Annotated in this window: 7 protein-coding genes; 4 read left to right on the forward strand and 3 right to left on the reverse strand. The window is 40.2% G+C overall.

Annotated elements, in window-relative coordinates; genetic code table 11:
• Positions 1 to 13 precede the first annotated feature (13 nt).
• Complete coding sequence (locus tag C3V44_RS10835) at positions 14 to 931, reverse strand: hypothetical protein (protein WP_106096465.1); 918 nt, start codon at positions 929 to 931, stop codon at positions 14 to 16.
• On the opposite strand from C3V44_RS10835, the gene C3V44_RS12075 reads away from it, so the two are divergent.
• The gene (locus C3V44_RS12075; protein ID WP_164996589.1) at positions 931 to 1194 is read left to right on the forward strand and encodes a hypothetical protein; all 264 of its coding nucleotides are present in this window, start codon (positions 931 to 933) and stop codon (positions 1192 to 1194) included. The genes C3V44_RS10835 and C3V44_RS12075 overlap by 1 nt on opposite strands.
• Before the next feature lie 334 nt (positions 1195 to 1528).
• Here C3V44_RS12075 and C3V44_RS10840 read toward each other — a convergent pair whose 3' ends face one another.
• Entirely contained in the window at positions 1529 to 9736 is an 8208-nt protein-coding gene (locus C3V44_RS10840; protein WP_106096466.1) for a gliding motility-associated C-terminal domain-containing protein, read from the reverse strand.
• A gap of 464 nt (positions 9737 to 10200) precedes the next feature.
• Here C3V44_RS10840 and C3V44_RS10845 point away from each other — a divergent pair, with 464 nt between their 5' ends.
• The 3 genes from C3V44_RS10845 to C3V44_RS10855 are packed head-to-tail and all read left to right on the forward strand — an operon-like array spanning position 10201 to position 11578.
• Positions 10201 to 10992 carry a DUF2797 domain-containing protein gene (locus C3V44_RS10845; protein ID WP_106096467.1) on the forward strand — a complete coding sequence of 264 codons (792 nt, stop codon included), beginning with the start codon at positions 10201 to 10203 and terminating at the stop codon, positions 10990 to 10992.
• Positions 10993 to 11034: 42 nt separating this feature from the next.
• Positions 11035 to 11262, forward strand: a complete 228-nt coding sequence (locus C3V44_RS10850; RefSeq protein ID WP_009421903.1) for a hypothetical protein — start codon at positions 11035 to 11037, stop codon at positions 11260 to 11262.
• Entirely contained in the window at positions 11252 to 11578 is a 327-nt protein-coding gene (locus C3V44_RS10855) for a hypothetical protein (RefSeq protein WP_009421892.1), read from the forward strand. The genes C3V44_RS10850 and C3V44_RS10855 overlap by 11 nt, the downstream gene beginning before the upstream one ends.
• A 65-nt stretch (positions 11579 to 11643) precedes the next feature.
• On the opposite strand, the gene yaaA is transcribed toward C3V44_RS10855, so the two are convergent.
• Complete coding sequence (yaaA, locus tag C3V44_RS10860) at positions 11644 to 12402, reverse strand: peroxide stress protein YaaA (RefSeq protein WP_106096468.1); 759 nt, start codon at positions 12400 to 12402, stop codon at positions 11644 to 11646.
• Positions 12403 to 12451 lie beyond the last annotated feature (49 nt).

Consider the following 12451-nt stretch of genomic DNA (forward strand, 5'->3'; position numbering starts at 1 on the left):
GCGATTAGCTTTTCTAATAAGTATAGGTATAGGTAGCTTTATGAGCGTTGTTTTTCTTATATTCAGCGGACTTAGGAGTATTGTTGCTATTCCATTGATAGCTAAAAGTACGAGTGGCATTCTCTAAATCTTTATAGTCAGCTTGGGTGTTATTATGGAGGTTTTTAGTATAAGAAACTACATTGTGAGCGGCGGTTCTTATAAGAGGGTCTCTGTAATAATCGCCATAGTAGTTGTAGTTACTTATCAACTCTATTTCAGCTAAATATTTAAAGAGGTCTCGCTGATAGATATTCGGTTTATTATCGTATCGGTAAGTACAAGTGCCTTTGGTATTTTGGTCAGGAACTGCACCTACATAAGTTGCTTTTTCAAGAGAAGCTACTGTACCATCAGGATTGAGGGAATAAATATAATAGTCGTTAAAACCAGCGAACGAGCTATGAGCTATCATTGTTATTTTGTTTTTATCATAAGTATAACTATATTTTTTTGTTTCAGTTCCATCAACCGTTGTTTTACTCGCTACTTTGTTATTAAGATATTCATAAGTAATTTTTTGAACATTATCACTACGAATGATAGATTGTAAGTGATTTCCGTTATAAGTAAAGTTATAGGTATAGTTTCTGTTGCTTTGAGAATTGCTTTTAATACTGATAGCAGTTATCAACTCGCCGTTATAAGTGATGGTATAGACTTCATCAGTAGTGGGGGTACCGTTATCGACTACTTTTCTTTGAAAAGCAGTAATTTTATTACCACTTAACGTATAGGTTTCAGTGGTTTTAACAGTGCCTATACTACCAATAGTTTCCTCTACTATTGTTTTAGGAAAAGCACCGCCGAGGGTGGTTTCATCATTGTTGTCTTTTTTACAAGAAAGAAAGATAAGTGTAAGACCTATGGCTAATAATAATGTTTTTTTCATTGGTTATATACTTTTATGGCGACAAAGGTACGAAACATTTTTTAATTAGCAATAAGAAGTGTGAGGCACACGGAGGTAGAAAATTAGCAAATGAGGTGCGAGCCGCACAGGCAGTCGTAGCACGACGGGCGATTAACTTTGGCAAAGTGTATACCGCAAAAGTGATACATTTGAGCTATCGGAAGGAAACGGAGAAGAACGGAAGAGGGTCAAGAGGAAATTTGATGAAAAAAGGCTATGAGAAGGGTGGGGTTAGCTTATAGAGAGCTTATAGGAAGCTTATACGAATCTTGGAAGATTGGTATAGAAAGGGTATATAAATAATTGATTCATAATATAATACAACAGCGCTAAAAATGTTAAAAACGGGGTTTCGAGGCGAAAGAAAGGGAAAAGGCACTAGGCCTTAGGCCATAGGCACTAGGGGGGAATATGACGGAAAAGAGAGAGGAAAGAAAAAAGTAAGGTCGGGTAGGGAGAAGAAGAGTAATAGAAGTTTGGGGAGTTAAAGGTAAAGAAAATGAGGAAATAGGCTTAAAAACAAAAAGGACTGCCAGAGAGTTTCTGGACAGCCCTTTTTAGTTTATTATAAAAGTACTATTTTTTGATATATAACCAGCCTACTTCAGATTGTTTATTATTATTCTGATCGTAGTATTCAATCACATAATAGTAAGTACCTTGTGGGAGTTTATCGGCAGCTTCTACTGTCACACGACCGTCGGAGATACCTCTAAACACGCGGGTTACGTTGTCGTAGCCACTTACCTCAAATACTTTTACGCCCCAACGGTTGTAGATACGTACCACATTGTTCGGATAGTTTTCTATACCACCAATATGGAAGTGGTCGTTTTTACCGTCGCCATTTACTGACATACCGTTGTAAGGTATGAGCTTGTTCACTATATCAACCGTTACAGTAGCACTGCTACAGCCTGCCGAGTTACAGATTTCGTACACAAAAGTATCGGTTCCTACAAAGCCTGTGTGAGGTCTGTATTCTACCGTATTATCGGCATCTACAACTACTGTACCGTTTGCAGGTTGGGTTACTACATTAGGAGTGGTTGCTCCGTTGAGGGTATCGTTCGCTAACACGGCAATATTTACAGGAGTATTTAACGCTGTAGAAACCCTATCGTCTACCGCTACCGGAGTAGGTGTAGGTGTTGCTGTTCCCACTACTGTTACTACCAAGGTTTGCGTACCGGTACAGTTAGTAGGGTTCAAGACCTCACAATAGCTGTAAGTAATGGTATAGTTACCTGCTGGAGTATTACCTGGAATGGTTACCTTACCGGTGTTGGGGTCGAGTGTGGGTTTGTTGCCAGGATTGCTTGGGTTGTTAACTGTCATAGTTACATTACCACCAGGTCCAGCCGTTGGTGTTACTGTACCACCTATCTTATCGTTGTTTAAGATACTTGGGGTGGTTTGAGTGGTGGTGCTTGGTGTTACGGTCATTGGGTCAGGGACTACCGTAATGGTTGGTGTACCCACCTTAATTACCGCAGTAGCTGTTTTACAGTTACTATTTGGATTAAGCGCTTCGCACTCTTTATAAGTGATGGTATAAGTACCTGCAGGTGTATTGGCAGGGATTGTTACCACTCCGTTTTCTGGATTCAAGACAGGAACATTACCACCGTTGATAGGAGCAGCGGGTACTACATTGGTAATGGTTACTGTACCACCATTTCCAGCTGTTGGTGTATGACCGTTTAGGCTATCGTTAGCCAAAACGCTGGTGGTAGTTTGAGTAGCTAAACCGTTAGGTATGTTAAAGGTATCGTCGACTACTGTAAGAGTTGCAGCCCCTACTGTTACTACCAAGGTTTGAGTACCAGTACAGTTAGTAGGGTTCAAGACCTCACAATAGCTGTAAGTAATGGTATAAGTACCAGCTGGAGTATTACCTGGAATGGTTACCTTACCGGTATTAGGGTCGAGTGTAGGTTTGTTGCCAGGATTACTTGGGTTGTTAACTGTCATAGTTACATTACCACCAGGTCCAGCCGTTGGTGTTACTGTACCACCTATCTTATCGTTGTTTAAGATACTTGGAATAGTTTGAGTGGTAGTGCTTGGTGTTACGGTCATTGGGTCAGGGACTACCGTAATGGTTGGTGTACCTACCTTTATCACTGCAGTAGCTGTCTGACAGTTACTATTTGGATTAAGCGCTTCGCACTCTTTATAAGTGATGGTATAAGTACCTGCAGGTGTATTAGCAGGGATTGTTACCACTCCGTTTTCTGGATTCAAGACAGGAACATTACCACCGTTGATAGGAGTAGCAGGTACTACATTGGTAATAGTTACCGTACCACCAGGCCCAGCTGTTGGTGTATTGCCACCTAAACTATCGTTAGCCAGAACGCTAGTAGTAGTTTGAGTAGCTAATCCGTTAGGTATGTTAAAGGTATCGTCTTGTACAGTAAGAGTTGCAGCACCTACTGTTACCACCAAGGTTTGCGTACCGGTACAGTTAGTAGGGTTCAAGACCTCACAATAGCTGTAAGTAATGGTATAAGTACCAGCTGGAGTATTACCTGGAATGGTTACCTTACCGGTATTAGGGTCGAGTGTAGGTTTGTTGCCAGGATTACTTGGGTTGTTAACTGTCATAGTTACATTACCACCAGGTCCAGCCGTTGGTGTTACTGTACCACCTATCTTATCGTTATTTAAGATACTTGGAATAGTTTGAGTGGTGGTGCTTGGTGTTACGGTCATTGGGTCAGGGACTACTGTAATGGTTGGTGTACCCACCTTAATTACCGCAGTAGCTGTTTGACAGTTACTATTTGGATTAAGCGCTTCGCACTCTTTATAAGTAATGGTATAAGTACCTGCAGGTGTATTGGCAGGGATTGTTACCACTCCGTTTTCTGGATTCAAGACAGGAACATTACCACCGTTGATAGGAGTAGCAGGTACTACATTGGTAATAGTTACCGTACCACCATTTCCAGCCGTTGGCGTATTGCCACCTAAACTATCGTTAGCTAGAACGCTAGTAGTAGTTTGAGTAGCTAAACCGTTAGGTATATTAAAGGTATCGTCTTGTACAGTAAGAGTTGCAGCACCTACTGTTACTACCAAGGTTTGGGTACCAGTACAGTTAGTAGGGTTCAAGACCTCACAATAGCTGTAAGTAATGGTATAAGTACCAGCTGGAGTATTACCTGGAATGGTTACCTTACCGGTGTTGGGGTCGAGAGTAGGTTTGTTACCAGGAGTATTAGGGTTGTTAACCGTCATAGTTACATTACCACCAGGTCCAGCCGTTGGTGTTACTGTACCACCTATCTTATCGTTATTTAAGATACTTGGGATAGTTTGAGTGGTGGTGCTTGGTGTTACGGTCATTGGGTCAGGGACTACTGTAATGGTTGGTGTACCCACCTTAATTACCGCAGTAGCTGTTTGACAGTTACTATTTGGATTAAGCGCTTCGCACTCTTTATAAGTAATGGTATAAGTACCTGCAGGTGTATTGGCAGGGATTGTTACCACTCCGTTTTCTGGATTCAAGACAGGAACATTACCACCGTTGATAGGAGTAGCAGGTACTACATTGGTAATAGTTACCGTGCCACCATTTCCAGCTGTTGGTTTAGTGCCTCCTAAACTATCGTTGTCAAGTACACTGATTGTGGTTTGAGTAGTTAAACCATCAGGTACTGTAAAGGTATCGTCTTGTACAGTAAGAGTTGCAGCGCCTACTGTTACCACCAAGGTTTGCGTACCGGTACAGTTAGTAGGGTTCAAGACCTCACAATAGCTGTAAGTAATGGTATAAGTACCTGCTGGGGTATTACCTGGAATGGTTACCTCTCCGGTATTAGGGTCGAGAGTAGGTTTGTTGCCAGGATTGCTTGGGTTGTTAACTGTCATAGTTACATTACCACCAGGTCCAGCCGTTGGTGTTACTGTACCACCTATCTTATCGTTGTTTAAGATACTTGGGGTGGTTTGAGTGGTGGTGCTTGGTGTTACGGTCATTGGGTCAGGGACTACCGTAATGGTTGGTGTACCCACCTTAATTACCGCAGTAGCTGTTTTACAGTTACTATTTGGATTAAGCGCTTCGCACTCTTTATAAGTGATGGTATAAGTACCTGCAGGTGTATTGGCAGGGATTGTTACCACTCCGTTTTCTGGATTCAAGACAGGAACATTACCACCGTTGATAGGAGCAGCGGGTACTACATTGGTAATGGTTACCGTACCACCATTTCCAGCCGTTGGTGTATTGCCACCTAAACTATCGTTAGCCAAAACGCTGGTGGTAGTTTGAGTAGCTAAACCGTTAGGTATGTTAAAGGTATCGTCGACTACTGTAAGAGTTGCAGCCCCTACTGTTACCACCAAGGTTTGCGTACCGGTACAGTTAGTAGGGTTCAAGACCTCACAATAGCTGTAAGTAATGGTATAGTTACCTGCTGGAGTATTACCTGGAATGGTTACCTTACCGGTGTTGGGGTCGAGTGTGGGTTTGTTGCCAGGATTGCTTGGGTTGTTAACTGTCATAGTTACATTACCACCAGGTCCAGCAGTTGGCGTTACTGTACCACCTATCTTATCGTTATTTAAGATACTTGGAATAGTTTGAGTGGTGGTGCTTGGTGTTACGGTCATTGGGTCAGGGACTACCGTAATGGTTGGTGTACCCACCTTAATTACCGCAGTAGCTGTCTGACAGTTACTATTTGGATTAAGCGTTTCGCACTCTTTATAAGTAATGGTATAAGTACCTGCAGGTGTTTTAGCAGGGATTGTTACCACTCCGTTTTCTGGATTCAAGACAGGAACATTACCACCGTTGATAGGAGCAGCGGGTACTACATTGGTAATGGTTACTGTACCACCATTTCCAGCTGTTGGTGTATGACCGTTTAGGCTATCGTTAGCCAAAACGCTGGTGGTAGTTTGAGTAGCTAAACCGTTAGGTATGTTAAAGGTATCGTCGACTACTGTAAGAGTTGCAGCCCCTACTGTTACTACCAAGGTTTGCGTACCGGTACAGTTAGTAGGGTTCAAGACCTCACAATAGCTGTAGGTAATGGTATAATTACCTGCTGGGGTATTACCTGGAATGGTTACCTTACCGGTATTAGGGTCGAGTGTAGGTTTGTTGCCAGGATTACTTGGGTTGTTAACCGTCATAGTTACATTACCACCAGGTCCAGCCGTTGGTGTTACAGTACCACCTATCTTATCGTTATTTAAGATACTTGGAATAGTTTGAGTGGTGGTGCTTGGTGTTACGGTCATTGGATCAGGGACTACCGTAATGGTTGGTGTACCCACCTTAATTACCGCAGTAGCTGTTTTACAGTTACTATTTGGATTAAGCGCTTCGCACTCTTTATAAGTGATGGTATAAGTACCTGCAGGTGTTTTAGCAGGGATTGTTACCACTCCATTTTCAGGATTCAAGACAGGAACATTACCACCGTTGATAGGAGTAGCAGGCACTACATTGGTAATAGTTACCGTACCACCATTTCCAGCCGTTGGTTTAGTACCTCCTAAACTATCGTTGTCAAGTACACTGATTGTGGTTTGAGTTGTTAAACCATCAGGTATGTTAAAGGTATCGTCTTGTACTACTAAAGGAGTTACTCCTAAATGAATAGTAGAAGTACCTGTTTTTGTGTTACCAAAAGTGTCTTTGGCTACAAAGGTAACTGTAATAATACCGCCTGGTACTGTACAAAGGTCAGCAGGAGCATTATAGTTATTTGTAATAGTAGCTATCGCACCACAAGTATCGGTGGCGGTAGCTGTACCGAGCCAATTGCTGATAGCCGTAGTAGCCGTAGTTGAGTTGCACACTATATTTAAAGGAATAGGTGCTGTGAAAGTAGGAGCAGTAGTATCGTCTACTGTTAAGGTAACGGTTACGATACCACTAGTACAGCCCGCAGTGCTAAGAGCGCGTACATAAGCCGTTTGGGTAGTGCGAGTGGTTACGTGAGTATTGATAACAGGTGCCGTAGTGCTTGAAACAGTAGCTGTAGGGGCAGTGTACCAAAGCAAGGTAGTACCCGTAGGGACAGTTACATAGTTAGCAAACGATACTGTATTGTTAGTTGCTGTTGGGCAGAGAGTTTTGCTACCGGTAATGAGATTAGGTAAGGTTACAGAAGGCAATTTGGTAAGCGTTGCTTCTTGAGAAGTAGCTGTAACCACGATGCCTTGTGCAAACTGGTAACTATACACTACTCTATATTTATAGTTAGTAGTTCCAGCTATTGTTAAAGAGGCAGTTCCTCCACTTACGATAATTCCCTCAGAAGAAGCTATATCTGTCCAATTAGTTCCGTTATCAGACTTTTGTTGCCATTTGTACTGAATATTACCTGTAGCATCTTTCAATTGAGCTTTAGAGGTGAAAGTAGCCATCTTATCAGCACAAATAGTTTGGCTTTGCGGTTGTGTAGTGATACTAATAGTCTCGGCAGGAGTGATAGAAGCAGGACAAAGTTCTACTAATACTCCTGAAGAGTTAGTACCATTGATATCTTCTACTATTAATTCAGTAAAAGGAGTATTAGAGGTTACGCGCACTGCCACATCAGTTATAATACGATCCTGCGAAGTAACTATTCCATTACTTAAAGTAGCTCCTGCTTGTCCTTTCCCTTCGGCACAGTCGTACACTTTAGTAAAAGTAGGTGTACCATTGTTAGTTGAAAGTTTTACTTTATCATTCACAGTTGAAGGACTACCCATTATCATTAGCCATATTTCAGCATTAGTAATAGGTTGGCTAAAAGTATAAATCACTTTAGGACTAAAGGTAGAGTTTGTATGTATAATCGTATAATTATGATAAGTACTACCACTACAATAGGTTCCCATATCAGTATTGCCATATACTAAAGTATTTGCTGAGGGGTTTGAATAGGTACGTGTTACCGTAACGCCATTCATTACTGCTGTTCGTCCGTTAGGAGGAGTGGTAGGGAACTGAGGAGCAGGTTTAGTAGTACATTTAGCAGTAGTCGCTAATATACCCCCACTCTTGTCGGTATAGTTTTGCTCGCAAGCGCCTAATTTTACTTTGGTAACATTGAGAATGGTTGTTTGGTTTACGGTGCGAGAAGGCAACGTATAGGTACCACTTGAGTTGAGCGTTACCACCTGTGTACCTGTACCATTGATATTGTAGGTTACTTGCGCATTAGGTGTACCTTTAATTGTAAATACTACTGAAGCACTTTCTCCTTGCTTGAACGCCGGAGGAGTTGCTATGATTTGAGTAACTTCGGGAGGAGTAAGCACTTCTACTTTAGCTACGGTACTTGTAGCTACACTACAACCATTACTTACCACTGCATAATAATACTTGATACCCGCCACTGTAGTTTGTGGTTTATAGGTTTGAGTAGTTGCTACCTGATTGCCACCCGTAGTACTATTTGTAGTATTTTCAAACCATCTATAAGAAAGAGTACCGGTAGTAGTGGTAGCATTTATATTAAGAGCGTTGGCGATAGTTGTATTTTTACAATAAACGACAGAAGCTACCGGTTGAGTAGTGATAGTAGGGGGATTAGGATTTGCCTCTATAGTTATAGGAACTATCTGAGTAAAAGGGCAACTCTTAGAGGTTTGTGTTACTAAAATATTGTCTACACAAAGGTCATTTCCGCCACCATCCATATATATAACAAAAATAAGTTCACTATCAGAATCTCCTGCATTAGCAGTTATTCTCATATGTGTCCAATTGTTAAGATTTCCTCCTTTCTCTTTTTCTATAGTTTTTTTACCAGAAGACATAGGAGTATTTGATTTAAAATCAGCTTCTGAACGAAAGATTTTTAAATGTACATCAGGTTTATATCCATTGGGAAGTTCTGCATTATTGATAGGATTGTATACATAAGCTGAAAACTCTATAGGAAGTCCAGGAGTTACTTTTACTTTGCGTTTATAAACCGTTTTTGTTTCTCCAGGTGATGTTTGAGTAAGGTCTACATTATACCATAGAAACCTACCATTAGCATCTCCATCTTTATCATTAGGTAGTACCCATAAATGACTATAAGGCCACGTTCCATCATCCATCATATCTTTTCTATTACCAATGGCATAGTAAGAATCCGCTACAGTTTTATTACGTGTAGCCCCATCTGGTCTTACTTGTTTTGCCCCATTCATCGGGTCAAAATAAATATTTTGGTTTACATAGGGACTTTTTACAGATTTAACGTTTCCTGTTTTCTTTCCAAAATCATCATAGAAGATAATAGCTTTGGTAGTAGGAGGTACTGTATAAGTTACTGAAATACTATGAACTCCAGTGGTAAGATTTGAAAAATGTGGGTCTGTTTTCGTAACTCCTTTATAAGTATAACTATGCTGATAAGTAGGCTGGTCGTTGGTAAGGGTTACATTTCCTGTTCCATTACAGTTATAAATAATTTTAGAATTATAGGTAGGTGCAGTAGCCTTAGTAGGTACTGTAATAGATAACGTATGATAATACTCAGTTCCTTTTTTTACTTGAACAGTATAATTCCCTGCTGTAAGCCAAGCTTTATTGGTATTTACCCAGCCTCCTCCAAAATTATATTGGTAACCCGATAGACTTTCGTCTACACTTACAGCTACCTCTGCCTTATTAACATTATTACCTGTACCACAGCCTATTAATTGAGTAATTCCCACTTTGGGAGTACTTTGCGCATTCAGGTGGTTTACAGCAAATAAAAATGCTACCACAAAAATAATCCTATAAGCCATTTTCGCTATTAAATTATTCATCTTCTCTGTAAAAAACATCGTTAGTGATTTATTTTGGGCGCAAAATTAGTAAAGATTTTTTACATCTCTCTACACTAAGACAATAATTAACACAGTTTTAACAAACTTAGAGCTAAAAACAACTGTTTTTAATCCTTTTTAAATCTCTTTTTCTTTACACTTTCTACTCTTTACTTTTCCTTACTTGTGTAAAAAATAACACTGTTATATCTTCTGTTTCTGCTGTAATCTGTTTTCTCTTTCAAAGGTAGGTACGAGCTATAAGAAACGCACCAGCGGAGAGGAAAAAAGGTAGCTTCGCTACAAAAAGTCTCGCACAGATTTTACAGAAGTATACTGTAAAAAGAAACTGTAAATCAGAATTATATATTGAACGGACATTAACTCTTAATTTTGTGTGTTTGCTCTATTTGCTAATCGTTTTGCTTGTTGTGTTACGACTTTTTTTTGTATCTTTGTCCCCTCATTTCACTGTTAAAACTATGTTTCAAGGAGTACTTCAGAAAATGCTTACCGAATGGGCAGACCCTATACGATATTACTTGCCAATGGAAGGCGATTTTGTGCTGATGAACCAACTCATCGGAAAGGAGATAACGCTCCAATTTGTGCGCTTTCAGTGTATGAATTGTGGGGAAAACAAGCCTATTTTCCGTCAGGGTTATTGCAAAGAGTGCTTTTTTGAAGTCCCTCAAACCGCCGATTGGGTGATGCACCCCGAACTTAGCAAAGCGCATTTAAACATCGAAGAGCGCGATTTGGGTTATGAGCAACAAATGCAGTTGCAACCGCATTATGTGTATCTTGCCAATTCCAGCGACGTAAAAGTGGGGGTAACACGCAAATCACAAGCTCCAACACGCTGGATCGACCAAGGGGCGCACGAAGCCCTTATACTTGCCGAAGTACCCAATCGCTATTTGGCAGGCATTGCCGAAGTCGCTCTTAAAGCTCATATAGCCGATAAAACTAATTGGCGCAAAATGCTCACCAACCAAATCACTCCCGTAGATTTATTGCGAGTAAAATTAGAGGTGCGCGACTTTGTACCCGACCAAGTACAACCTTACATCACCGAAGATATCACCCCTTTGCACATTCATTTTCCCGTAGAAAAATACCCTACCCAAGTGCGCTCTCTGCAACTGGTGCAAACCCCTACTTATAGTGGTAAACTAATGGGCATCAAAGGGCAATACCTTATTTTTAGCGACAACACCGTCTTTAATGTGCGAGGTAACGAAGGACTGGTGATTAATTTACAAATTAGCTGATTTTTCAATTAATTTTTATACCTTTGCAAAAAAAGAATAATTATGTGTGTATTAGTATATCCAAAAGATGAAACCCAAAAAGCAGTGCTAACTTCGTTTTTAGAAGAGAAAAATATAGATTTTGACTATAATATTTCAGATAGTGAGACTTCTAATGAGTATTTGCAAGTGCTTTTGAAACGAGCTAATGAAATTACAGAAAATCCTGAACAAGCAGGAAGGGCTTTTGATGAATTTGATAAAAAAATGAGAGCAAGATATGGATTTTGAGCTAATGATTCATCGTCAAGCCGAAATAGACTTGGAAGAAATTGTAGTTTACTACAATAAAATAAGAGAAAATTTAGGATTTGAAGTATATGAGGAGATTTATAGCTATATACAAGAAATAAAAAGTCGCCCTTTTTCTTTTAGAAAAGAAATAGAACAAGTGCGGGTTTGCTTTACCAAAAGATTTCACTTTGGTATTTATTTTCTTATTGTAGAAGAATTGTCAAAAATTTGGATTATAGGAGCTATAAATGCTAAAGAAGACCCTAATAAATTATTGAGAAGACTTACTATTATCAATATTCCCCAAAAATGATTGATATCATACACTTTGCCAAAGGTTGTAGCACGACGTGCAATTAGAACCTTTGGCAAAGTTTTTTATCTAATAAAAACAAGTGTATTTCCTTTCGAGAACTTTTCTGAAAACGCATATCCATCAGTGTTAAACCCTTTCAAATCTTCTACTGAGCGAATCTCGTTTTCTGCTAAAAAACGCACCATACGACCCCGTGCTTTCTTCGCATAAAAACTAACGACTTTCAGCGTATCTTCCTTATAATCTTTGAAGATAGGTGTAATCACGAGCACTTTTAGCTTTGTGGTATCAATTGCTTTAAAATATTCTTCACTGGCAAGATTGATAAACAATTCTCCTTCTTGCAATTCGTCGTTCAATGCCTGAGTGATTTTGTCTTTCCAAAAAGCATATAGATTTGTAGCCTTCCCTACCGGTAGTTTGATGCTCATTTCCAACCGATAAGGCGCGATAAGGTCTAAGGGTTTAAGCAGTCCGTACAACCCCGAGAGAATACGCAAAGACCTTTGTAACTTGTCAATTTGCGTTTCGGAGAGTGAATAAGCATCGAGTCCCTCATACACATCGCCATTGTAAGCAAAGAGCGCCGGACGCGCATTTTGTGGGGTAAAAGGCAATGAGAGCTGTTGGTGTCGTTGCCAATTCAGGTCGGCGAGCTTTTGGGAGATATGCATCAGGTTTATAAGTTGCTTTGGAGAGAGTGCTTTAAGGGCAGTGCTTACCTCGCCAATTTCCTTTGGGAAAATAGCCGAAGAGTGTACGGTAGTAGGTAGGGCTGATGTTTCGTTAATGGTTTTGGCGGGAGAGATAACGATTTTCATAGTGATATATAATTAACGGGGCAAAGTTACAAAACAATTAATAATTCAC

The organism is Capnocytophaga sp. oral taxon 864 (assembly GCF_002998835.1).
GTDB lineage: Bacteria > Bacteroidota > Bacteroidia > Flavobacteriales > Flavobacteriaceae > Capnocytophaga > Capnocytophaga ochracea.

Bases quoted from the DNA above. Each gene is read 5' to 3' on its own strand.
- C3V44_RS10835 (WP_106096465.1), bottom strand. From the start codon at position 931: ATGAAAAAAACATTATTATTAGCCATAGGTCTTACACTTATCTTTCTT.
- C3V44_RS10840 (WP_106096466.1), bottom strand. From the start codon at position 9,736: ATGTTTTTTACAGAGAAGATGAATAATTTAATAGCGAAAATGGCTTAT.
- C3V44_RS10845 (WP_106096467.1), top strand. From the start codon at position 10,201: ATGTTTCAAGGAGTACTTCAGAAAATGCTTACCGAATGGGCAGACCCT.
- C3V44_RS10850 (WP_009421903.1), top strand. From the start codon at position 11,035: ATGTGTGTATTAGTATATCCAAAAGATGAAACCCAAAAAGCAGTGCTA.
- C3V44_RS10855 (WP_009421892.1), top strand. From the start codon at position 11,252: ATGGATTTTGAGCTAATGATTCATCGTCAAGCCGAAATAGACTTGGAA.
- yaaA (WP_106096468.1), bottom strand. From the start codon at position 12,402: ATGAAAATCGTTATCTCTCCCGCCAAAACCATTAACGAAACATCAGCC.